Origin of the sequence: Streptomyces spongiicola, from assembly GCF_003122365.1 — a bacterium.
Lineage (GTDB): Bacteria > Actinomycetota > Actinomycetes > Streptomycetales > Streptomycetaceae > Streptomyces > Streptomyces spongiicola.
The window spans coordinates 798655-820716 of record NZ_CP029254.1; the positions used below are offsets into that span (position 1 = coordinate 798655).

The 22062-nt window shown below is 71.7% G+C and carries 19 protein-coding genes and 1 riboswitch; of the genes, 4 read left to right on the forward strand and 15 right to left on the reverse strand.

The window, feature by feature from the left end; genetic code table 11:
* Nucleotides 1–18: 18 nt before the first annotated feature.
* From DDQ41_RS03375 to DDQ41_RS03390, 4 genes are all read right to left on the reverse strand, one after another.
* On the reverse strand, nucleotides 19–1047 hold the full coding sequence (locus DDQ41_RS03375) for a C40 family peptidase (RefSeq protein WP_109293130.1): 1029 nt from the start codon (nucleotides 1045–1047) through the stop codon (nucleotides 19–21).
* A 359-nt stretch (nucleotides 1048–1406) separates the two neighbouring features.
* A complete protein-coding gene (locus DDQ41_RS03380) occupies nucleotides 1407–2435 on the reverse strand; it encodes a C40 family peptidase (protein WP_109293131.1) in 1029 nt (342 codons plus the stop codon).
* 322 nt (nucleotides 2436–2757) lie between these two features.
* Nucleotides 2758–4116: an NYN domain-containing protein gene (locus DDQ41_RS03385; RefSeq protein ID WP_109293132.1), complete on the reverse strand. Its 1359-nt coding sequence runs from the start codon at nucleotides 4114–4116 to the stop codon at nucleotides 2758–2760.
* A 43-nt stretch (nucleotides 4117–4159) separates the two neighbouring features.
* Entirely contained in the window at nucleotides 4160–4402 is a 243-nt protein-coding gene (locus tag DDQ41_RS03390; RefSeq protein ID WP_109293133.1) for a hypothetical protein, read from the reverse strand.
* Nucleotides 4403–4528: 126 nt separating this feature from the next.
* Here DDQ41_RS03390 and DDQ41_RS03395 point away from each other — a divergent pair, with 126 nt between their 5' ends.
* Nucleotides 4529–5254: a rhomboid family intramembrane serine protease gene (locus tag DDQ41_RS03395; RefSeq protein WP_109293134.1), complete on the forward strand. Its 726-nt coding sequence runs from the start codon at nucleotides 4529–4531 to the stop codon at nucleotides 5252–5254.
* Entirely contained in the window at nucleotides 5251–5532 is a 282-nt protein-coding gene (locus tag DDQ41_RS03400; RefSeq protein WP_031069742.1) for an Lrp/AsnC family transcriptional regulator, read from the forward strand. Before DDQ41_RS03395 ends, DDQ41_RS03400 begins: the two co-directional genes overlap by 4 nt.
* Before the next feature lie 386 nt (nucleotides 5533–5918).
* Here DDQ41_RS03400 and DDQ41_RS03405 read toward each other — a convergent pair whose 3' ends face one another.
* The 6 genes from DDQ41_RS03405 to ctaE all read right to left on the reverse strand — a co-directional run bounded on the left by DDQ41_RS03405 (nucleotide 5919) and on the right by ctaE (nucleotide 13489).
* The gene (locus DDQ41_RS03405; protein ID WP_394342122.1) at nucleotides 5919–7589 is read right to left on the reverse strand and encodes an aminotransferase class V-fold PLP-dependent enzyme; all 1671 of its coding nucleotides are present in this window, start codon (nucleotides 7587–7589) and stop codon (nucleotides 5919–5921) included.
* Nucleotides 7590–7868: 279 nt separating this feature from the next.
* Nucleotides 7869–7986: riboswitch (SAM riboswitch) on the reverse strand.
* A 104-nt stretch (nucleotides 7987–8090) separates the two neighbouring features.
* On the reverse strand, nucleotides 8091–9176 hold the full coding sequence (trpD, locus tag DDQ41_RS03410) for an anthranilate phosphoribosyltransferase (protein WP_109293135.1): 1086 nt from the start codon (nucleotides 9174–9176) through the stop codon (nucleotides 8091–8093).
* 152 nt (nucleotides 9177–9328) lie between these two features.
* Entirely contained in the window at nucleotides 9329–10951 is a 1623-nt protein-coding gene (qcrB, locus tag DDQ41_RS03415; protein ID WP_109293136.1) for a cytochrome bc1 complex cytochrome b subunit, read from the reverse strand.
* Nucleotides 10948–11997 (reverse strand): cytochrome bc1 complex Rieske iron-sulfur subunit, encoded by a 1050-nt coding sequence (qcrA, locus tag DDQ41_RS03420; protein WP_109293137.1) that lies wholly within the window; start codon nucleotides 11995–11997, stop codon nucleotides 10948–10950. Before qcrA ends, qcrB begins: the two co-directional genes overlap by 4 nt.
* Complete coding sequence (qcrC, locus tag DDQ41_RS03425) at nucleotides 11994–12803, reverse strand: cytochrome bc1 complex diheme cytochrome c subunit (RefSeq protein WP_109293138.1); 810 nt, start codon at nucleotides 12801–12803, stop codon at nucleotides 11994–11996. The genes qcrA and qcrC overlap by 4 nt, the downstream gene beginning before the upstream one ends.
* Nucleotides 12804–12868: 65 nt before the next feature.
* Nucleotides 12869–13489, reverse strand: a complete 621-nt coding sequence (gene ctaE / locus DDQ41_RS03430) for an aa3-type cytochrome oxidase subunit III (protein ID WP_109293139.1) — start codon at nucleotides 13487–13489, stop codon at nucleotides 12869–12871.
* A gap of 187 nt (nucleotides 13490–13676) precedes the next feature.
* On the opposite strand from ctaE, the gene DDQ41_RS03435 reads away from it, so the two are divergent.
* A complete protein-coding gene (locus DDQ41_RS03435) occupies nucleotides 13677–14075 on the forward strand; it encodes a response regulator transcription factor (RefSeq protein WP_109293140.1) in 399 nt (132 codons plus the stop codon).
* 24 nt (nucleotides 14076–14099) lie between these two features.
* Here the strand turns inward: DDQ41_RS03435 and DDQ41_RS03440 are convergent, their stop codons facing one another.
* The 4 genes from DDQ41_RS03440 to ctaC all read right to left on the reverse strand — a co-directional run bounded on the left by DDQ41_RS03440 (nucleotide 14100) and on the right by ctaC (nucleotide 18623).
* Nucleotides 14100–15353 (reverse strand): L,D-transpeptidase, encoded by a 1254-nt coding sequence (locus DDQ41_RS03440; RefSeq protein ID WP_109297511.1) that lies wholly within the window; start codon nucleotides 15351–15353, stop codon nucleotides 14100–14102.
* Between the two features lie 131 nt (nucleotides 15354–15484).
* On the reverse strand, nucleotides 15485–15883 hold the full coding sequence (locus tag DDQ41_RS03445) for a cytochrome c oxidase subunit 4 (protein WP_109293141.1): 399 nt from the start codon (nucleotides 15881–15883) through the stop codon (nucleotides 15485–15487).
* Complete coding sequence (gene ctaD, locus DDQ41_RS03450; protein ID WP_109293142.1) at nucleotides 15880–17622, reverse strand: aa3-type cytochrome oxidase subunit I; 1743 nt, start codon at nucleotides 17620–17622, stop codon at nucleotides 15880–15882. The genes DDQ41_RS03445 and ctaD overlap by 4 nt, the downstream gene beginning before the upstream one ends.
* Complete coding sequence (gene ctaC, locus DDQ41_RS03455) at nucleotides 17619–18623, reverse strand: aa3-type cytochrome oxidase subunit II (protein ID WP_373995461.1); 1005 nt, start codon at nucleotides 18621–18623, stop codon at nucleotides 17619–17621. Before ctaC ends, ctaD begins: the two co-directional genes overlap by 4 nt.
* Nucleotides 18624–19061: 438 nt before the next feature.
* Between ctaC and DDQ41_RS03460 the strand changes: the two genes are divergently transcribed.
* Complete coding sequence (locus tag DDQ41_RS03460; protein ID WP_109293143.1) at nucleotides 19062–20426, forward strand: cysteine desulfurase/sulfurtransferase TusA family protein; 1365 nt, start codon at nucleotides 19062–19064, stop codon at nucleotides 20424–20426.
* A 577-nt stretch (nucleotides 20427–21003) separates the two neighbouring features.
* Here DDQ41_RS03460 and DDQ41_RS03465 read toward each other — a convergent pair.
* Nucleotides 21004–21978 carry a carbohydrate kinase family protein gene (locus DDQ41_RS03465; protein ID WP_109293144.1) on the reverse strand — a complete coding sequence of 325 codons (975 nt, stop codon included), beginning with the start codon at nucleotides 21976–21978 and terminating at the stop codon, nucleotides 21004–21006.
* Between the last annotated feature and the right edge of the window lie 84 nt (nucleotides 21979–22062).

Here is a 22062-nt window from a genome sequence, read left to right on the forward strand (position 1 = left end):
GCCCCGTCCGCGGTCCGCTCAGGGCCGGGTCACCGAGGCGATCGGCATCATCCCCACCGGGTCGTAGCGCACGGCCGCACCCGGGTAGGGCGCGTGGACCACCTGGCCGTTGCCGACGTACATGGCCACATGGCTGGCGTCGGAGCGGTAGGTGACCAGGTCGCCGGGCCTGGCCCGGGACAGCGGCACCTGCTGTCCGGCGTACCGCTGCGCCTGGGAGGTGCGGGGCAGTCCCACCCCCGCCCGGGCGTAGGACCACTGGGTGAGACCGGAGCAGTCGAAGCCGTTCGGCCCGTTGGCTCCCCAGACGTAGGGCTTGCCGACCGCGCCCCGTGCGGCCGCCACGGCGGCGGCGGCGCGGGCCGACGAGGGGCCCGCCCCGCCCGACAGGTCGGGGACGGCCCGGCCGGAGCGCGACCCCCGGTCGTACGCGGCACGCTCCACCGCGGGCAGGGACGACAGCAGCCGCTCGGCCGTCGCGAGCTTCGCCTCGACGGCCCGCTTGTGGCGGGCCAGCGCGGTCCTGGTGCGTTCCAGCTCCGCCAGCTTCCGGGCTGCCTCGGAGCGCTCCTGGCCGAGCCGCCGCTGGGCCCGCCGGAGGTCGGCCAGGGCGGCCGCCTCCCGGTCGCCCAGCCGGTCCAGCACCGCGGCCCGGTCCAGGAACGTGTCAGGGTCGCCGGAGAGCAGCAGGGCGAGCGCGGGGTCCACCCCTCCGGAGCGGTACTGGGCGCCGGCCACGGAGCCGAGCGCGTCCCGCGCCCGGTTGAGGTCCTCCTGGCCGCGGGCCGCCCGCTGCCGGGCCCGGGCCACCTGGTCGCCCAGTTCCTCGGCGTGCTCGGCCGCCTCGTTGTAGCGCTCCGTCGCCTGCTCGGCCTGCTCGTGCAGCCGGTCGACCATGGCGCGGGTGGCGGCGGGGCCGGTGGACGGGTCGGCTCCGGCGGGTGCGGTACCGAGCGCGGCCGCGGCGGTCGCCACCGTGGCGGAGAGGAGGGCGACCCGGGCACCTCCGTGGAAACCGGACACCGGGGCTCGGCGATGGGACGCCACAGGAGCCGTACTCCCTTCCGCTGGACGCAGCCTGGGCGGCTGCTGCGCGGCAGACAGTAGCGGCGGGGGAAGCGAACGGCCAAAACCGGCATCGGGCACCCGAGGTGACGCCCCGCGGGAGACCGACAGGTCACCGGCGGGGCGCGCGGTCAGCGGCGCATGCCGTAGTTCGCCCGAACGGACGCCGGTCCGAGGGGCACCGGCCCGAAAGACGTCGGCTCCGGCCGCCGGACCGTGGGGATGTCAGACCCGTACGCCGGACCGGAAGTACGTCAGACCCGTACGCCGGACCGGAAGTACGTCAGACCCGTACGCCGGACCGTGGGGACGTCAGCGTCGGTCGCCGGACCGGAAGTACGTCAGACCCGTACGCCGAACTGGAAGGTGCCCATGTAGTCCATGGACTCGTAGCGGACGACGGTACCGGGCTTGGGGGCGTGCAGGATCTGGTTGTTGCCCGCGTACAGGCCCACGTGCGAAAGGCCGTTGAAGAAGACCAGGTCGCCCGGCTTGAGCTGGCTGCGCCCGATCTTCACACCGTCGTTCTGCTGGGTGTAGGTGGTCCGGGTGAGGCTCACGCCCGCCTGCCGGTAGGCCCACTGCGTCAGCCCGGAGCAGTCGTAGGAGTTGGGGCCCTCGGCGCCGGAGACATACGGCTTGCCCAGCTGGGTGGCGGCGGCGTTGAGCGCGGCTGCGCCGCGCTGGGAGGCCGGCACCTCGTTGCCGAGGCTCACCCGGTCGCCGGCGGCGCGGCTGGCGCGCTGCTCCTCCTCCTCCATCTCCGCCCGCTCTTCGGCGGTCAGGGTGTTGAGGAGCTTCTGGGCCTCGGAGAGCTTGCCCTGGATCTTGCTCTTCTTCTCGCCCAGGGTCTGGCGGACGTCCTGGAGGTCGGCGAGCTTGCGGGTGGCCTCGGCGCGCTGCTGGGCGAGGTCCCGCTGCTTCGACTGGATGTCCTCGAGCGCGGCGGCCTGCTTGGCGCCGAGCTGGTCCATCGCGGAGGCCTTGTCCAGGTACGTGTCCGGATCGCCGGAGAGGAAGAGCTGGACGGACGGGTCGATGCCGCCCGAGCGGTACTGGGCGCTGGCCACCGAACCCAGCTTGTCCCGCATGGTGTTGAGCTCGTCCTGCCCGCGGGCGACGCGGTCCTGGATCGCGTCGACCTCCTTCTGGAGCTTGGTCTGCTGCTCCTTGGCGAGGCTGTGGTCCTCGGTGGCCTTCTCCGCCTCGTGGTAGAGGGCGTCGACCTTGGCCTTGACCTCGTCCTTGCTGGGCTTGGCCGGTGCGGCCTGAGCGGCCTGGGAGGTGAGGGCGACGGCCGCGGCCGCGGTCGCCGTGAGCACGGTCACACGAGTGCGGCTCGGCTGCTTGGGACGACGGTGGGACGCCACGAAGGCGAGCTCCTTCTTCCTCCAGCCGCCTGCCGGGCCACGGAGTGGCTCCCCGGCTCCGCGCACACTCGGACTCCCGCAAAGCAGAACGGAGCTGAACAGCGCGAATTCGGCGGTTCCTTCGCTGTCGCCCCGGATGGGCGATCAACCGCGCGAAGGTTCGAGGCCTGACCCTAGTGACCTTCCTGTGATCAGTTCAAATCCTCATCAGAAAAATCTGGCCCACCAGGCGCATTCTTTACACACGGCACACGGCCCGTAGCGGTGACTTGACGGTACGTTCCGCGAAATCGGGCATTGCGCGCAGGAGTTGCGAGTCGCACTAGACGCGCGAAAGCCTCTTCAGGAGCATCGCGGACGCCACCGGCCGCGCACCCGCCTTCGCCACCCCGTCCGCGACCTCCCGGTCCGTCGACACCACGACGACGGGCCGGCCCGGCGGTTCCGCCCGGACCAGCTGGCGGATCAGCTCGTCCGCGGTCACCCCTGGCTTGGAGAACAGCACCCGCACCCCGCGCGGCGGCGCCAGCAGCACGGGCGCGGCGAGTTCGGCACCGTCGAAGACGCAGGTGATCTCGGCTCCGGTCTGCGCCGCCAGCATCGCCAGACCGCCGAGCAGCCGCAGCCGCTGCTTCTCCAGCGGCATCGTCGGATAACCGGTCTTCGTCACGTTGTAGCCGTCCACGAGCAGATGCACCTGGGGCAGCGCGAGCAGCTGGTCCAGCATCGCCGGGTCGGTCTCGGACAGCGCGCGCGCCGCGATGTCCCTGGGGGTCATCCGGCCGGGCTGCACCGCCTCGACGGTGTCGGCCGGGTGCAACGAGGCGGGCGGCAGGGCCAGTTCCCGGCGCAGCCCGGAGGCCGCGTCCAGCACGGTGTCGAGCAGCAGACGCACCCGCATGTCCTCGATCGACCGGCCTTCGCGGGCGGCCCTGCGGCTCGCCTCGACCGCGGCCTCCGCCTCGGCGAGCCTGGCCTTCAGCCGGCGCGCCTCGCTCTCGGCCGCGGCCACCTGGGCCTGCGCCTCGGATCTGGCCCCCTCGTGCTCGGCGTTGCCGCGGCGCACCGCCGCCTCGGCGCGCTTGACGTCGCTGTGGGCGCTGCGGAGCTTGCGGTGCAGCGCGTCCGACTCCTTGCGGACCGCGTCCAGCTCGGTGCGCAGCCGCTCGGTCTCGGCCTTGTGCTGGGACTTCAGCCGGTCGAGTTCCTCGCGGAGCCGCTGCAGCTCCCGCCTGCTCTCCTCGTCCGCGCGCTCGGCGTCCGCGCGCTGGGCCTCCTCGCCGGCGGCGGCCACCAGCTTGACCCAGCCCGCCGGGCGCAGCACGAAGGCGGCGGCCGCCACGTCGACGGGGTCGGCGGCCGCGGGCGGCGTCCCCGCGTCCAGGGCGTCCGCCAGCTCGGGCTGGGAATCGCGGAGCCGCTCACCGATGCGCTGCCGGAAGACGGGGTCGCCCTCCAGGGCCGCGGCCATGGCGTTGCCCGCGTACTTCGCCCGGCGGGTAGGGGTGAAGCGGGCGTACTGCCGCAACTGGGCGGGGAGTTCGGTGACGGTCAGCCCGCCGAAGGCGTCCGAGACCAGGGCGACGACCCGTCGCCGCACACCCTCCGGCAGCGGGCGGTCGAGCGCCTCGGCGGCATCGCCGGCACCGGCCGGCCCGGCGCCGCTCTCGGACTGCTCCACGATCGGTCACCCCACTGTCTTCCCGCGGGTCCGCACGGCTCCGTCAGGAGCCGCCGCCCGGCCTGTCCACCAGTTCGATCTGGTCCACGGCGTTGCACCAGCGGCAGCGGACCGACTCGATGGTCTCACTCAGCACCTCGCGTTCCTCCACCTTGGGCTCCCCCGCGAGATCCAGATGCACATACTCGACGGCCTTGGAGGACCGGGTCACGTCGAACCGGGTGAGGTTGCCGCACAGGGTGCAGCGCCACCGGGTGGCGTCCGTCGGCATGGGTACCGTCGTCATCGAGCCGTCCTCGTCTCCTCGTGCGTGTCCTGGCGCCTACTGCCCGCAACCCTACGACCTCACGGGTCCGCGGTGACACGGCGAGGCGGTCTGCCCGCTCCCGTCCCGGTGCGCCATGCTCTGAGCATGATCGATCGGTGGAAGGCGGTACGGGGCGCGGCGACCGGCCCGGTGGTGACCTACGGAGCGATCGGCCTGTGCTGCCTCCTGTTCCTCGTCGGCCCGGTCTCCGGGCTCAGCACGTCGTACGGCACCGGAGGCACCCTGCTCACCGCCCAGACCGCCCACTTCGAGCGCTGGGGCGTGATCCCGAACGAGCTGCTGGAGGGCTCCCCGAGGACCCTGCTCACCCCGCTGACCGCGCTGTTCGTGCACGGCAGCTGGCTGCATCTGCTCGGCAACATGCTCTTCCTCCACGTCTTCGGCGCCATGGTCGAGGAGCGCATGGGCCGTCTGGAGTTCGCCCTCTTCTACCTGGTCTGCGGTTATCTGGCGCTCCTCGCGTACGCGGCGGCCAACGCGGAGTCCGGCCACACGCTCGTCGGGGCGTCCGGAGCCATCTCGGCCGTGCTGGGCGCCTTTCTCTGCCTCTTCCCGAGGACGCGGGTGACAAGCCTCTATCCGTTCCTGTTCTTCCTGCCGCTGCGCTTCCCCGCCTGGATCGTGCTGGTCTTCTGGTTCGTGCTGCAGTGGCTGGCGGAGGCGCAGAACTCCTCCTCGGGCCCGGGGGTGGCGTATCTGGCGCATCTGGTGGGCTTCGGGATCGGCTTCCTCTACGCATGGGGCCGCTTCCGGCAGGCCGCTAGAGTGAAGGCCCAGACAGCGGCCACCGAGGGAGAAGGACAGCCGTGATCACCGCGATCGTGCTCATCAAGACCAGCGTGGACCGCATCCCCGAGATCGCCGAGTCGATCGCGGCGCTGGACAGCGTCAGCGAGGTCTTCTCGGTCACCGGCACCTACGACCTGATCGCGATGGTCCGGGTCGCGAAGCACGACGACCTCGCGGATGTCATCCCGGGCCGGATCAGCAAGATCCCGGGCGTCGAGGCGACCGACACGCATGTCGCGTTCCGCACGTACTCCCAGCACGACCTGGAGGCGGCCTTCGCGATCGGGCTCGACGCGTAGGGCCGGACACGGCCAGGCCCGGGAGCGCCGCCGGGCGCCGTCCCGGCGCGGTCCCGGCACTGTCCCGGCCCGTCCCGCGCGGGGCGCGCCGGGTGCGCCGGGTGCGCGACCGGTGTCGGGGCCGGGCGGGCGCCTGCGGACTCGCCCTGCGCTGGTCCTGCCGGTACTCCCAGGGCCCCCGGGCCGGGCGGGCGCCTGCGGGCTCGTCTGCCGCCAGCGCCGCTCCCCGGCCGCCCGGCCGGAGTGGGGCGGGCCCCCGGCCGCTGCTCCCCGGCCCCTCGGCCGCATGCGGCGGGACCTGCCCCGACGGCGGATGCGCGGGCGGATGCGCGGGCCGGTGCGCCGGCGGATCCGCCGGCCGGGCGCCCCGCCCCGGTCCGCACCTCTCACACCGCGGGCACGCAGCGCCCGTCCTCGGTGCGGTAGCTCCACCGCGCGCCGTCGCGCACCAACTCCCCGACCGCGCGGACGAACCGCTCGACGTGCTCGTCCGGCGTACCGGCGCCGAAGCTGACCCGGATCGCGTTGAGCGGCGCCCCCGCGCCCTCCGCCGGGCGGACCCCGGTCTCGCCCCGCTCGCCCCGCTCGCCCTCCGGGGCGCCGCACTCGCCGGGCTGCTGCGGATCGCCGCCCAGCAGCGTCCGCACCAGCGGGTGGGCGCAGAAGAGCCCGTCGCGCACACCGATGCCGTACTCGGCCGACAGCGCGGCGGCGAGGTGCGAGCTGTTCCAGCCCTCCACGACGAAGGAGACGACACCGACCCGGGCGGGGGTCCGCCCGCCGGAAGCCGACGGCGTGCCGCCGCCGAACAGCGACAGCACCCTGACCCCGGGTACCTCGGCCAGCCCGGCGAGGACCTTCTCGACGAGGTGCCGCTCGCGGTCGACGAGGGCGTCGAACCCGGCCTCCGTCAGCGCCCTGCACGCGGAGGCGATGGCATAGACGCCGATGACGTTCGGGGAACCGGCCTCGTGGCGGGCGGCGGTGGTGTGCCACTCGACGTCCACGCCGCCGCCGGCGCGGCGGGAGACCTTCCGCGAGGCGCCGCCGCCCGCAAGGTAGGGCTCGGCGTCCCGGAGCCAGTCCGCCCGCCCGGCGAGCACACCCGATCCGAACGGCGCGTAGAGCTTGTGGCCCGAGAAGGCGACCCAGTCGACCCCCAGCTTCCGGACGGAGACGGGGTGGTGCGGGGCGAGCTGGGCGGCGTCCAGCACGATACGCGCGCCGTGGGCGTGCGAGACGGCCGCCAGCTCGCGGACCGGCCACAGCTCGCCGGTCACATTGGACGCACCGGTCACACAGACCAGGGCGGGGGCACCGAGGTCCCGGCCGGAGAGCGCCGACTCCAGCGCCCTGACCGCCTGCTGCGGGGTGCGCGGGGCGTCCAGGTACGTCACACGCGCGTCCGTCCAGGGCAGCAGGGAGGCGTGGTGCTCGGTCTCGAAGACGAAGACCTCGCAGCCGCCGGGGAGCGCACCGGCCAGCAGGTTCAGCGAGTCGGTCGTCGACCGGGTGAACACGACCTGGTCGTCCTCGCGGCAGTCGAGGAACGCGTGGACGGTGGCCCTGCTGCTCTCGAACAGGTCGGTGGACAGCTGCGAGAGGTACCCGGCGCCGCGGTGGACGCTGCCGTAGTACGGGGCGTACGCGGCGACGTCGTCCCACACCCGTTGCAGGGCCGGGGCGCTGGCCGCGTAGTCGAGTGCCGCGTAGGTGACTTCACCGCCGGTCACGAGCGGGACGGTGACGTCCCGGCCGAGGACCGGCAGCGGGGCGCCGCAGCAGGGCGCATCCCCGGCGGCGGTGTCCGCGGCGGCGGTTCGCGCCGGCGCGGCCGAACCCGTGCCGGCGCAGGCAGGGACACAGGCACCGGCGCAGGCAGGGACACAGGCACAGGCACAGGCACAGGCAGGAGCACCGGTACCGGTAGAGACGCAGACGCAGGCGCAGGCACGAGCACCGGTGCCGGCAGGAGCAGCGTTGCAGTCGCAGGCAGGGACACGGGCAGGGACACAGGCGGAGGCAGGGGTGGCGGTGGTGCGGAGGCGCACGGACATGGCGGTGTCTCCCGGCGGTCGGGGGCGAGCTGGCGTGGGGAACCCGCACGGCGCGACGGCGGCACGGGGCGGCCGCTCCGCGTACGGGTGTTGCCTCGACGCACGCCTGGCGGCGTACGGAGGGGGGCGAGGGCCGACGGCCCGGGGCCGTGTCCGCTGGTCCGTCCGCCCGTCGGGCGGGCGGCGCTCACGGACGTGGCCTAACGCATTCGCTTGCTCACGAGAAGGCTCCCTCGAGGACCAGGACCCCAGGGATGCGACATTCACCGATGTCCGCGGGGTCCGCGCTTGCCGCAGACCTCGCTGCCTGCGGCCTGGTCTTCACCCGGGGCACCCCGCCACGGACGGAGGGTTGCCGGACAGCGGGCCGGGGCCGTCGTCGCTGTCACTCATGACCTTGGGAGGCATCCTGCCACAGGGTGCCCGGTGCGCAAGGCGCGGTCCGCCATCCGGACCGCGCCCGCCCCGCGCCCGCCGCGCCCGCCCCGCGCCCGCCGCGCCTCACGCGTGGCTCGCCGCCACCCACCGGTCCAAAGCGCGCCTGGCCGCGCCGGAGTCGATGGACTCCGCGGCCCGGGCCATGCCGGCCCTGATCTGCTCGACCAGACCGCCCTCGCCGTTCCCGAGCGCGGCGAGCGCCGCAGCCGAGTTCAGCAGGACCGCGTCCCGTACCGGCCCGCCCTCCCCGGCGAGGAGCCGGCGGGCGACATCGGCGTTGTACGAGGCGTCCGCGCCGCGCAGCGCCTCGACCGGGACCAGTTCGACGCCGACGTCCCGGGGGTCGAAGGACTCCTCGCGCACGGCGCCGTCCCGGACGACCCACACCCGCGAGGTCGCGGTGGTCGTCAGCTCGTCCAGGCCGTCGTCGCCGCGGAAGACCAGCGCGCTGGATCCGCGTGCGGCGAGCACACCGGCCATGATCGGGGCCATCCGGGCGTCCGCCACACCCGTGGCCTGAGCCCTCACCCGGGCGGGGTTGGTCAGCGGGCCGAGGAAGTTGAACGTCGTGCGGATGCCGAGTTCCCCGCGGGCCGCGGCGACGTGCCTCAGCGCCGGATGGAACCTCACCGCGAAGCAGAAGGTGATCCCCGCCTCGCCGGCGACCGCCGCGACCCGCTCGGGCGCCAGCTCCAGATTGACGCCGAGCTTCTCCAGGACGTCCGACGCCCCGCTCGCGCTGGACGCGGCCCGGTTGCCGTGCTTGACCACCTTCGCGCCCGTGCCGGCCACGACGATCGCGGACATGGTGGAGATGTTCACGGTCCTGGCGCCGTCGCCGCCGGTGCCGACGATGTCGACCGTCGCCCCGGGCACCTCGATCGTCCGGGCGTGCTCGTACATCGTGCGCACGAGCCCGGAGATCTCCTCGACGGTCTCGCCCTTGGCGCGCAGCGCCACCGCGAACCCGGCGATCTGCGCGTCGGTCGCCTCGCCCCGCAGGATCCGGTCCATGGCCCAGGCCGTCGCCTCCGCGCCCTGGTCGCGCCCGCTCAGCAGGGAGTCGAGCACCGCGGGCCAGGACAGGGCCGCCGCGGTGGATCGCGCCTCGCCGGGGGCACTCCCGTCTGCGGGGGTCACAGCGCTCATGGTCCCTCCTGGGTCCGGTGCGGATGGGGATGCCTCCCACCCTATCGGCCCGCGGCACGGCGAAGAGCCCCGTCCGGGGGATGGACGGGGCTCTTGGTGCGGCGGTCGCCGGGAGGCCCGGCGGTGGCGGTCGCCGCGATCAGCGCGGGGGATCAGTGGTGGCCGTGGCCGCTGGTGATCTCCTTGTACTCCTCGACGGTCGGCTTCGCGACCTGGTTGTCCCTGCCGTAGTACGCCTTGCTGAGACGCGCCCGGAGCCGCTCGGTGCGCGACACCTTCCGCTCCACGCCGTTCTCGTCGACCGTCGGGCCGACCTCGACCGGGGTGTACTGGTAGTGGGAGGTGAGCGTGTGCAGGGCCTCCTGCGTCAGCGGCTCGTGGACCTCGACGAACTCACCGTGCGGCAGGCGCTTGATGATGCCGGACTCGCGTCCGTGCAGCACCTTGTCCCTGTCCCGCCGCTGGAGGCCCATGCAGATCCGCTTGGTGATGATGAAGGCCAGGACCGGTCCGGCGAAGAAGAAGATCCGGACGAACCAGGTGATGGCGTTGATGGACAGGCTGAAGTGGGTGGCCCAGAGGTCGTTTCCGCCGCCGACCAGCAGGATGAAGTACCACGTCAGCCAGGCCACTCCGAAGGCGGTGCGGGTCGGGGCGTTGCGCGGGCGGTCGAGGATGTGGTGCTCGCGCTTGTCCCCGGTGACCCAGGACTCGATGAACGGGTACACCGCGATCGACGCCAGCACCAGCGGGAAGATCACCAGCGGGATGAAGACGCCCAGGACCAGGGTGTGGCCCCACAGGTTGACCTCCCAGCCCGGCATGACGCGGATCAGGCCCTCGGAGAAGCCCATGTACCAGTCGGGTTGCGCGTTGGTCGACACCTGGTCCGGCCGGTAGGGGCCGAGCGCCCAGATCGGGTTGATCGTGGCGATCGCCGAGATGACCGTGATGATGCCGAAGACCAGGAAGAAGAAGCCGCCCGCCTTGGCCATGTAGATCGGCAGCAGCGGCATGCCGACGACGTTCTTGTTGGTCCGGCCGGGGCCCGCGAACTGCGTGTGCTTGTGGTAGAAGACCAGGATCAGGTGCGCCACGAGCAGACCGAGCATGATGCCCGGCAGCAGCAGGATGTGGATCGAGTAGAACCGGGCCACGATGTCGCCGCCGGGGAACTCCCCGCCGAACAGGAACATCGACAGATACGTGCCGACGATCGGGACGGACAGGATCGCGCCCTGCATGAACCGGACACCGGTGCCGGAGAGCAGGTCGTCCGGGAGCGAGTAGCCGGTGAAGCCGGTGAACATGCCCAGGACGAACAGCAGGAACCCGAACAGCCAGTTGATCTCGCGCGGCTTGCGGAACGCGCCCGTGAAGAAGACGCGCATCATGTGGACCATCATGGCCGCGAGGAAGATCAGCGCCGCCCAGTGGTGGATCTGCCGGATCAGCAGACCGCCGCGGACGTCGAAGCTGATGTCCAGGGTCGAGGCGTACGCCTCCGACATCAGCACGCCCTGCATCGGGACGTAACTGCCGTGGTACTCCACCTCGTTCATCGACGGGTGGAAGAACAGCGTCAGATACACACCCGTGAGGATGATGATGATGAAGCTGTAGAGCGCGACCTCGCCCAGCATGAAGGACCAGTGGTCCGGGAAGATCTTGCGCATGTTGGCCTTGGCCAGGGAGTAGATCCCCAGCCGGCCGTCGGCCCAGTCGGCGACGCGCTCGCCGGCCGGAGCCTTCCGCTTGTCGTTCGCAGTGCTCATCCGCGCTCCCAGAAAGAGGGACCGACGGGCTCGTCGAAGTCGCCGAGCGCCTCGAGGAATCCTTCGTCATTCACACCGATCCGCAGCTGCGGGAGGGCGTGGCCGGCCGGGCCGAAGATGACGCGGGCGCCGTCGGAGAGGTCGAAGGTGGACTGGTGGCACGGGCACAGCACATGGTGCGTCTGCTGCTCGTACAGGGAGATCGGACACCCCACGTGGGTGCAGATCTTCGAGAAGGCGACGATGCCCTCGTGGGACCACTCGAGTTCGCGCCGGTCCTTGATGTCCTCCGGCTGGATCCGGACGATCATCAGGGCGGCCTTGGCGATCTCGGTCTGGAAGCTGTGGTCGTGCTCGCTGAGGCCCTCGGGCATGGCGAAGGTCAGCGAGCCCACGGAGACGTCCTCGGGACGCAGCGGCTCGTTGGTGTTCATGTTGATGAGCTGCTTGCCCTTGGCCCACAGGGTGTGGCGGAGCTTGTCCTCCGGCAGCGGGCCGAGGTCGCGCAGCAGCATCACACCGGAGAGCGGCACCATGGCGAGCGCGCCGAAGAGGGTGTTGCGGATCAGCTTGCGCCGGCCGAAGCCGGACTCCTCCGCGCCCGCGGCGAAGTCGGCCATCACCTTGGCCCTGACCTCGGGCGGGGCCTCGATCGGGTGGCGCTCGTCCACCCGCTCCTCGTCGGACATCAGGGTGCGGGCCCAGTGGACCGCGCCCGCGCCGATGCAGAACAGGGCCAGACCGAGGGTCGTGCCCAGCGCGAAGTTCAGGGCGCTGACATGGCCGAACGGCCAGATGTAGACGATCTTGTCGACCGGGAAGACGACGTACGACGCGATGAACGCGACCGTCGACAGCATCGACACGGTGAACAGCAGGGCGACCGTGCGCTCGGACCGCCGGGCGGCCCGCTCGTCGATGTCCTGGACCCGCGGCCGGTGGGCCGGGAGGCCCGGGTCGGCGAAGGGTTCCTTCACCGCCACGGCGCCGTGTGCGTGGTCCTGCTCGGAGGACGGGGACTCTTCGGGAATGTCTTGGCTACTCATGACTTCTTGGCCTTAGCGGTGTGGGCCGCGACCCAGATGGCGGTGGCGATCAGCGCGCCCATCCCGAACACCCAGGCGAACAGTCCCTCGCTGACGGGGCCGAGCCCACCGAGGCTCAGTCCGCCCGGGGTGGGCGTGTCGCCGCTGTTGACGCTCTGGACGTACGCGATGATGTCGCGCTTCTCCTGCTCCGGCATCGTCGTGTCGGGGAAGGACGGCATGTTCTGCGGGCCGGTCTGCATGGCCTCGTACAGGTGCTTCGCGCTCACTCCCCTGAGGTTGGGGGCGTACTTGCCGTCCGTCAGCGCGCCGCCCTCACCCGTGAAGTTGTGGCACTGGGCGCAGTTGGTGCGGAACAGCACGCCGCCGTTGGCGATGTCGGCACCCTCGGGGTTGTACTGCGACTCGGTCGGCGTGACCGGGCCCGGGCCCAGGGAGGCGACGTACGCCGCGAGCTGGTCGATCTCGGCCTGGCTGTAGATCACCGGCTTCTTCGGCATCTGCGCGCCCGGCTGCTGGGCGGGCATCCGGCCGGTGCCGACCTGGAAGTCCACGGCGGCGGATCCGACGCCGACCAGGGACGGGCCGTCGGACGTACCCTGACCGCCGGTTCCGTGGCAGCTGGCGCAGCCGACGGTGTAGAGCTTCTTGCCCTCCTCGATGGCGAGGGACTGGGCGGTTTCATCGGCCTGCGCCTTGTCCGCGGGTGCGAACGCGGCGTACAGCCCCCCGGTGGCCGCCAGCGCGAGGAGTAGGACGACGAACGCCGCCAGCGGATGGCGTCGTCGTGCGGAGAGCTTTTTCACGGATTACCCCGGTGTCAGGATCTTCTGCGTCGGTGCTTCTGGAAGGTGTGCGGGTACGGGCCCGGCTACTTGATCATGTAGATCGTGGCGAAGAGGCCGATCCAGACGACATCGACGAAGTGCCAGTAGTAGGACACGACGATGGCCGCGGTCGCCTGCTCGTGGGTGAACCTCCGGGCCGCGTACGTCCTGCCGAGAACGAGCAGGAAGGCGATGAGACCGCCCGTCACGTGCAGGCCGTGGAAGCCGGTGGTCAGGTAGAAGACCGAGCCGTACGGGTCCGACGAGAGCGAGAGGCCCTGGTGCTTGACCAGCTCGGTGTACTCGAACACCTGGCCGCCGATGAAGATCGCACCCATCACGAACGTGATCACGAACCACGTGCGGAGCTTCTTCACGTCACCGCGCTCGGCGGCGAAGACGCCGAGCTGGCAGGTGAGGGAGGAGAGCACCAGGATCGTGGTGTTGGTCGCCGCGAAGGGGAAGTTCAGGGCAGATGCCTGCTCCGCCCAGTAGTCGGCACCCATCACTGATCGCAGGGTGAAGTACATCGCGAAGAGGGCCGCGAAGAACATCAGCTCGGAACTCAACCAGATGATGGTTCCGACGCTGGTGAGGTTCGGCCGATTGACCGACGGGTGCGCGTGCCCGGTTTCTACTGTCGTTGCTGTCGCCACGACCGACATTATGTCGGTCGCTTATCCAGCCCTCACTCCGGGGGTGCCGTTCGGTGTGTCAGTGGGCCTCCTCCAGCCCGAACGGCCCAGCAAAAGCAGTCACCGAGCCGGTACCGGCGGTACTGGGCGGGCCCGGTGAGGAGTAGCATCCGGCCCATCGGTGCAGCCCCGATCTCCCCGACGAACCGGAGGAACGATGCAGTCGACCGCCACGGTGCTGGTGTACAGCGACAACTCCGGCACCCGCGAACAGGTGCGGCTCGCCACGGGCCGCCGCCCGGCCGCCGACGCTCCCGCGGTCGAGTTCGTCGAGTGCGCGACCCTGCCCGCGGTCCTCGAGAAGCTGGACGGGGGCGGGATCGACGTGTGCGTGCTGGACGGCGAGGCGGTGCCCGCGGGCGGCATGGGCGTGTGCCGGCAGATCAAGGACGAGGTCTTCGACTGCCCGCCGGTGCTGGTGCTCATGGGGCGCCCGCAGGACGCCTGGCTGGCCACCTGGAGCCGTGCGGACGCCGCGGTGACGCTCCCGGTCGAGCCGGTGGAGTTCGCGGGCGCGCTGGCCGGGCTGCTGCGCCGGGGGCGGGCCGCGGCCTGACACCGCGGGGCCCGCCCCGCACGCTCAGACCCGGGGCCGCAGCCGTGCGCCGCCCGTGCCGGCGGCGCCGTCCCGGGTCCCCTGGAGCAGTGCGCTGCCGGTGCGCCACTCGTCCCAGTCGAGGTTCCAGTCGCCGAAGCCGTTCCCGAACGGGTCCATCGGCGCACCGAGGCTGTTGACGACCTCGACGATGTCGCCCTCGCGCACGTTCCTGAAGAACCAGGCCGCGTGCGCGGTCGACATGCCGGTGCAGCCGTGGCTGACGTTCGCGTACCCCTGGGAGCCGACCGACCAGGGGGCGGCGTGGACGTACTCGCCGCTCCAGGTGACCCGGGTCGCGTAGTAGACGGGCAGGTCGTAGGACTCGGCGCTGCCGACCGGGATGCCGATGCTGGTACCGCGCATACGGACGAAGTACTCCTTGCCGAGCACCACCTTGACGCCGTTGCGGGTGGAGAAGCCCGGCTTGCCGGTGGTCACCGGAATGGTGTTGATCACTTCTCCGTTGCGCTTGACCGTCATCCGGTGGGTGGACGCGTCGGTGACGGCCTCCACACGGTCGCCGATCGTCAGCTTCAGGGGCTTGGCGGGGCCGCCGTACAGCCGGTCGCCGACCTTCACACCGTCCAGGGTGCTGCGCACCTCGACGGAGGCGCCGGCGGGCCAGTACTCCTTCGGGCGGTAGTGCAGCTTCTTGTCGTCCACCCAGTGCCAGGCGCCCTCGACCGCCGGGTCCGAGGTGACCTTGAGGGAGCGTTCGACCGCCGCCCGGTCCGCCGTGGCCGACACGGGGCTGCTGAGTTCCGCGGTGACCGGCTGCCCCACCCCGTAGGTGCCCGCCTTCGGTCCCAGCTCGATGCCGAGGAGGCGCTTCGGCGAGGCCGTCTCGAAGGTGAGGGTGCGCAGGCCGGGGGCGCCGCCGCCGTTCTCCGTGGCGACGCGGACGGTGTAGCGCGTGCCGGCCGCGAGAGGGGCCGTGGAACTCCATCTCGCGCCGTCCGCGGACAGCTCGCCCGCCAGGTAGCGGCCGGCGGTGTCGACGGCGGTGACGTCCGTGATCCGGCCGTCCTTGCCCTTGGCGGTGACCACGAGGGGCTTGTCCGGGTCCGCCTTGGTGCCGGAGGGCGGCGCGTTGAAGGCGACCTGACGCGCCGCGTCGTACGGCCGCGCCGACAACGGGTGGCTGTCCTGGCCGCCGCACCCGGTCGTCCCCGCCCCGAGGGCCAGGGCGAGCACGGTGCAGCTCGCTACGGTGCGCTTGCGCGGCGTGTCGTTCATGAGCACACGCTATGGAGGAACCCCCGCGGCGGCGCGCCGGAAGACTGCAAACGAGGGGCCCGGACACCACCCTTTCGGGTCAGTGTCCGGGCCCCTGCGCGGTGGTGGGCGGCGTCGCCGCCACCTCACCGCTACTGGTTCTGGTTCTCTCCGCGGTAGTACTCGAAGACCCAGCCGAAGATGCCGACCAGGATCAGCGGAGCCGAGAAGTACATGATCCACCAGCCCATCGCGACGGACAGGAAGGCCAGTGCGCCGCCGGCCGCGAGCGAGAGCGGCTGCCAGCTGTGCGGCGAGAAGAAGCCGACCTCACCGGCCTCGTCCGCGACGTCGGCCTCCTTGTCGTCCTGCGCCATCGCGTCGACCCGCCGGGCCGTGAAGGCCAGGTAGTAGCCGATCATGATGCTCAGGCCGAACGCCAGGAACAGTGCCGTCGTACCCGCCGGCTCCTTCGACCACACGCCGTAGAGGACGGCCATGGCGAGGATGAAGACGCTCAGCCAGATGAACATCCTGCCTTGGATCTTCACTTGCCGGCCTCCTTGTCAGCGGTGACGGCACCGTGACCGGCGTGGTCGAGCTGGTCGAGAGCCGCGATCTCCGGGTGGTGCAGATCGAAGGCCGGGGATTCTGAGCGGATCCGCGGCAGGGTGAGGAAGTTGTGCCGCGGCGGCGGGCAGGACGTCGCCCACTCGAGCGAGCGGCCGTAGCCCCACGGGTCGTCCACCTCGACCTTCTCGCCGTACTTGGCGGTCTTCCACACGTTGTAGCAGAACGGGAGGATCGACAGGCCGAGCAGGAACGAGCTGATGGTGGAGACGGTGTTCAGCGCGGTGAAGCCGTCGGCGGCCAGGTAGTCGGCGTAGCGGCGGGGCATGCCCTCGGCGCCCAGCCAGTGCTGGACCAGGAAGGTGCCGTGGAAGCCGACGAACAGCGTCCAGAAGGTCATCTTGCCGAGTCGCTCGTCCAGCATCTTGCCGGTGAACTTGGGCCACCAGAAGTGGAATCCGGCGAACATCGCGAAGACCACGGTGCCGAAGACGACGTAGTGGAAGTGCGCCACGACGAAGTAGGAGTCGGAGACGTGGAAGTCCATCGGGGGCGAGGCCAGGATGACACCGGTCAGACCGCCGAAGGTGAAGGTGATCAGGAAGCCGATCGTCCAGAGCATCGGCGTCTCGAACGACAGCGAGCCCTTCCACATGGTGCCGATCCAGTTGAAGAACTTCACGCCGGTCGGTACCGCGATGAGGAACGTCATGAAGGAGAAGAACGGCAGTAGCACCCCTCCGGTGACGTACATGTGGTGCGCCCACACCGTCACCGACAGGCCCGCGATCGCGATGGTCGCGGCCACCAGGCCGATGTAGCCGAACATCGGCTTGCGGCTGAAGACCGGGATGACCTCCGAGACGATGCCGAAGAACGGCAGCGCGATGATGTACACCTCGGGATGGCCGAAGAACCAGAAGAGGTGCTGCCACAGCAGCGCGCCGCCGTTGGAGGCGTCGAAGATGTGGCTGCCGAACTTGCGGTCGGCCTCCAGCGCGAACAGGGCCGCGGCCAGTACCGGGAAGGCCAGCAGGACCAGCACACCGGTCAGCAGCACGTTCCAGGTGAAGATCGGCATGCGGAACATCGTCATGCCCGGGGCGCGCATGCAGATGATGGTGGTGATGAAGTTGACCGAGCCGAGGATCGTACCGAAGCCGGAGAACGTCAGACCCATGATCCACAGGTCGGCGCCGACGCCCGGCGACCGGACCGCGTCCGAGAGCGGCGAGTAGGCGAACCAGCCGAAGTCGGCAGCGCCGTTGGGGGTGAGGAAGCCGCCCACCGCGATGAGCGAGCCGAAGAGGTACAGCCAGTAGGCGAACATGTTCAGCCGCGGGAACGCCACGTCGGGAGCGCCGATCTGCAGCGGCATGATCCAGTTGGCGAATCCGGCGAACAGCGGCGTCGCGAACATCAGCAGCATCACGGTGCCGTGCATCGTGAACGCCTGGTTGAACTGCTCGTTCGACATGATCTGCGTGCCCGGACGGGCCAGCTCGGCGCGCATGAAGAGCGCCATGACGCCGCCGATGCAGAAGAAGAAGAACGAGGTCACCAGGTAGAGCGTGCCGATCGTCTTGTGGTCGGTGGTGGTGAGCCACTTGACGACCACGTTGCCGGGCCGCCGGCGCCGGACGGGGAGCTCGTTCTCGTACGCGTCGGTACGCGAGGCGTCTTCCGCCGCGGCACCCTGGGGTTCGTTGAGGATGCTCACAGTTGGTTCTTCTCCGCATTCCGGGCCGGGTCAGACTGCGCGATGCCCGACGGGATGAAGCCGGTCTGCCCCTTCTCGGCCAGCTCCTTGAGGTGCTGCTGGTAGCGCTCCGGGGAGACGACCTTGACGTTGAAGAGCATCCGGGAGTGGTCGACACCGCAGAGTTCGGCGCACTTGCCGAGGAAGGTGCCCTCCTGGTTCGGAGTGACCTCGAAGACGTTGGTGTGACCCGGGATGACGTCCTGCTTGAACAGGAAGGGGACCACCCAGAAGGAGTGGATGACGTCCCTGGACGTGAGGATGAAGCGGACCTTCTCGCCCTTCGGCAGCCACAGCGTGGGGCCGGGGTTGCCGGTCTGCGGGTTCCGGGTGCCCGGGATGCCGGCGTCGTAGACGCCCTCGGCACCCTCCGGGAAGTCGTTGGTGTACCTGTCCGGAATCGCGTTCAGTTCCTTCTGGGCCGCGGCGTCGCCGGTGGCCGGGTTCCCGTCCACGTCCTCCAGGTAGTTGAAGCCCCAGCTCCACTGGTAGCCGACCACGTTGACGGTGTGGGCGGGCTTGTCGGAGAGAGCCAGCAGCTTCGACTCGTCACGTGCGGTGAAGTAGAACAGCACCGAGACGATGATGAGCGGGACCACGGTGTACAGCGCCTCGATGGGCATGTTGTACCGGGTCTGCGGGGGAACCTCGACCTTGGTCCGGCTGCGCCGGTGGAAGATGACGCTCCACAGGATCAGACCCCACACCAGCACGCCCACGGCGAGGGCGGCCGCCCACGAGCCCTGCCAGAGGGAGAGGATCCGGGGAGCCTCCTCCGTGACGGGGGTGGGCATACCGAGGCGGGGGAAGTCCTCCCAGGTGGGGGAGCAACCGGTCGCGGTTGCCACGATCAAGCCCGCCGTCAGCACCTGCGGCAGCTTCCGCCGCATCGGGCGCCGCGACATGGGGGTACCGCCCCCGCCGTTCGGGCGGTGGGGGAGGTCGGAGCCGTTGGGACTCACGTAGCGCCTTCCCGAGAGTCTCGCCCGCGCGGCCGGCCGCGGCCGTCACGCTGGTCGGTCGCCGCTCCCTGACGCGGGCAGGGGTTTGGATGTTTATGCGGACCAAACCCTACTGGACGCTATTTGGGGTCACGCATGGAGGGTGCCCAACGCGCCGTCCGACGACCCGAAGGGATGGACCGAGCCGTTCCGGAGGCCGTGCGGCGCCTGGTCGGACGCCCTCCAGCGGGCCCGGGACGACCGCCGGCCGGGGCTCCCGCCGACCCCTGACCGGGCCCCGCGCCGACGCCTCCCGACGACCCCTGACGGCTCCCGGCGGCTCCCGACAACTCGACGGCCCCTGACGGCTACCGACGACTCCCGGCGGCTCCCGACGACTCCCGACGGCTCCCGGCGGCTCCCGACGACTCCTCTGAGCCCGCGCGTTAGCGTGGTGGCGTGCCCTACTTCGACGCCGCGTCCTCGGCCCCGCTGCATCCCGTCGCCCGGCAGGCCCTCCAGGCCTCCCTCGACGAGGGATGGGCGGACCCGGCGCGGCTGTACCGCGAGGGCCGCCGGGCGCGGCTGCTGCTCGACGCGGCCCGGGAGGCGGCGGCGGACGCCGTGGGCTGCCGCCCGGACGAACTCGTCTTCACTCCTTCGGGGACACGCGCCCTCCATACGGGCATCGCGGGCGCACTCGCGGGCCGCCGCCGTGCGGGAAGCCATCTGGTCGTCTCGGCGGTCGAGCACTCCGCCGTGCTGCACGCGGCGGAGGGCCGGCCCGTCACCGAGGTGCCCGTCGACCGCTGGGGCGCGGTCTCACCGGGCGTGTTCGGGGAGGCCCTGCGCGAGGACACCGCGCTCGCCTGCCTGCAGTCGGCGAACCACGAGGTGGGCACCGAGCAGCCGGTCGCCGAGGTGGCCGAGCGCTGCCGGACGGCCGGGGTGCCGCTGCTCGTCGACGCCGCGCAGTCCCTCGGCTGGGGCCCGGTCGGCGGGGACTGGTCACTGCTCGCCGCGAGCGCGCACAAATGGGGTGGCCCGGCGGGTGTGGGACTCCTCGCGGTCCGCAAGGGCGTCCGTTTCGCCCCTCAGGACCCCGCGGACGAACGGGAGTCGGGGCGTGCCCCGGGCTTCGAGAACATCCCGGCGATCGTGGCGGCCGCGGCGTCGCTGCGGGCCGTGCGGGACTCCGCCGAGGCCGAGGCCCGGCGGCTGCGGGAACTGGTCGACCGGATCCGCGCCCGGGTGCCGGAGCTGGTGCCGGACGTCGAGGTGGTCGGCGACCCGGTGCGCCGGCTGCCCCATCTCGTCACCTTCTCCTGCCTCTACGTCGACGGGGAGACGGTGCTGCACGAGCTGGACCGGGCGGGCTTCTCGGTGTCCTCGGGCTCGTCCTGCACCAGCTCGACGCTCACCCCCAGCCATGTGCTGCGGGCCATGGGCGTCCTGAGCGAGGGCAATGTGCGGGTGTCCCTTCCGCCGGGCACCGCGGAGGAGGACGTCGACCGCTTCCTGGAGGTCCTGCCCGGGGTCGTCGCCGGCGTCCGCGGCCGGCTGGGGGCACCGGTGGCCGGGGAGACCTCCCCCGGGTCCGGGTCGCTGGTGGTGGACGCCCTCGGCAAGCGCTGCCCCGTCCCCGTCATCGAACTCGCCAAGGTCATCGGAGACGTACCGGTCGGCGGCACGGTCACCGTCCTCGCCGACGACGAGGCCGCCCGGCTCGACATCCCGGCCTGGTGCGGGATGCGCGACCAGGAGTACGTCGGGGAGTCCCCGGCGCCGGGCGGCACGGCGTACGTGGTGCGTCGCCGCGGCTGACGGGCGGCCCGGGAGGCGGGGCACCCGGCGGCGGGGCACCCGGCGGCGGGGCACCCGGCGGGGGGAAACCCGGCGGCGAGGGACCCCGGCACGCGGAACGCCACGCCCCTCGGGGCGTGGCGTTCGAGCGGCCGGGAACCGGGGCCGGGAGTCCCCGGCGCCGGGCGGCACGGCGTACGTGGTGCGTCGCCGCGGCTGACGGGCGGCCCGGGAGGCGGGGCACCCGGCGGCGGGGCACCCGGCGGCGGGGCACCCGGCGGGGGGAAACCCGGCGGCGAGGGACCCCGGCACGCGGAACGCCACGCCCCTCGGGGCGTGGCGTTCGAGCGGCCGGGAACCGGGGCCGGGAGTCCCCGGCGCCGGGCGGCACGGCGTACATGGTGCGTCGCCGCGGCTGACGGGCGGCCCGGGAGGCGGGGCACCCGGCGCCGGGACCGTCCCGGCGGCGAGGGACCCCGCGACGGGGGCCGCGCAGCCGGGACGTGGCGTTCGAGCGGCCGGGAACCGGGGCCGCGCGGCCGGGACGGGTGGGCGCGGATGTCCGGTGGGGGTCCGCGGCCGGCCCCGACCCGGCGGGTCAGGACAGGTGTGCGCGGACGTCGGACGCCGCGTCGTGGCCGTACGCCTTGGTGAAGCGGTCCATGAAGTGGGCGCGGCGCAGGGTGTACTCCTGGGTGCCGAGCGTCTCGATCACCAGCGTCGCGAGCATGCAGCCGACCTGGGCGGCGCGCTCCGGGCCGACCCCCCAGGCCAGGCCCGAGAGGAAGCCCGCGCGGAAGGCGTCGCCGACGCCCGTCGGGTCCACCTTGGACTCCTCCTCCGGGCATCCGACCTCGATCGACGGCTCGGACCTGTGCTCGATGCGCACGCCGCGCGAGCCGAGCGTGGTGACCCGGTGGCCGACGCGCTCCAGGATCTCCTCGTCGCTCCAGCCGGTCTTCGACTCGATGAGCCCCTTCTCGTACTCGTTGGAGAAGAGGTAGGTCGCCCCGTCCAGCAGTATCCGGATCTCGTCGCCGTTCATCCGTGCGATCTGCTGGGAGAAGTCCGCGGCGAACGGGATGCCCCGGGACCGGCACTCCTCCGTGTGCCGCAGCATCGCCTCGGGGTCGTCGGCGCCGATCAGCACCAGGTCCAGACCGCCGACCCGGTCCGCGACCGACTTCAGCTCGATCAGGCGCGCCTCGCTCATCGCGCCCGTGTAGAAGGAGCCGATCTGGTTGTGGTCGGCGTCGGTCGTGCAGACGAAGCGCGCGGTGTGCAGCACCTCGGAGATCCGGACGGAGGCGGTGTCGACGCCGTGCCGGTCGAGCCAGGCGCGGTACTCGTCGAAGTCGGAGCCGGCCGCTCCGACCAGGACCGGGTCGGTGCCGAGCTGGCCCATCCCGAAGCAGATGTTGGCGCCGACCCCTCCCCTGCGCACGTCGAGGTTGTCCACGAGGAAGGAGAGGGAGACCGTGTGGAGCTGATCCGCGACCAGCTGGTCGGCGAAGCGGCCGGGGAAGGTCATCAGATGGTCGGTGGCGATGGAGCCGGTGACTGCGATTCGCACGGCTGAGTGCTCCTGGAGGGGAGGCGGAGTTGACGGTTAACGCTACCGGTTGTCCCGGGCCCCCTGAAGGACGGAAACTACCCG

Excerpts from the sequence above, each read along its gene's own strand:
- qcrA (WP_109293137.1), bottom strand. The coding sequence starts at position 11,997 with ATGAGTAGCCAAGACATTCCCGAAGAGTCCCCGTCCTCCGAGCAGGAC.
- DDQ41_RS03405 (WP_394342122.1), bottom strand. The coding sequence starts at position 7,589 with ATGTCCGTGCGCCTCCGCACCACCGCCACCCCTGCCTCCGCCTGTGTC.
- DDQ41_RS03395 (WP_109293134.1), top strand. The coding sequence starts at position 4,529 with ATGATCGATCGGTGGAAGGCGGTACGGGGCGCGGCGACCGGCCCGGTG.
- DDQ41_RS03440 (WP_109297511.1), bottom strand. The coding sequence starts at position 15,353 with ATGAACGACACGCCGCGCAAGCGCACCGTAGCGAGCTGCACCGTGCTC.
- ctaE (WP_109293139.1), bottom strand. The coding sequence starts at position 13,489 with ATGTCGGTCGTGGCGACAGCAACGACAGTAGAAACCGGGCACGCGCAC.
- qcrB (WP_109293136.1), bottom strand. The coding sequence starts at position 10,951 with ATGAGCACTGCGAACGACAAGCGGAAGGCTCCGGCCGGCGAGCGCGTC.
- DDQ41_RS03435 (WP_109293140.1), top strand. The coding sequence starts at position 13,677 with ATGCAGTCGACCGCCACGGTGCTGGTGTACAGCGACAACTCCGGCACC.
- trpD (WP_109293135.1), bottom strand. The coding sequence starts at position 9,176 with ATGAGCGCTGTGACCCCCGCAGACGGGAGTGCCCCCGGCGAGGCGCGA.
- DDQ41_RS03390 (WP_109293133.1), bottom strand. The coding sequence starts at position 4,402 with ATGACGACGGTACCCATGCCGACGGACGCCACCCGGTGGCGCTGCACC.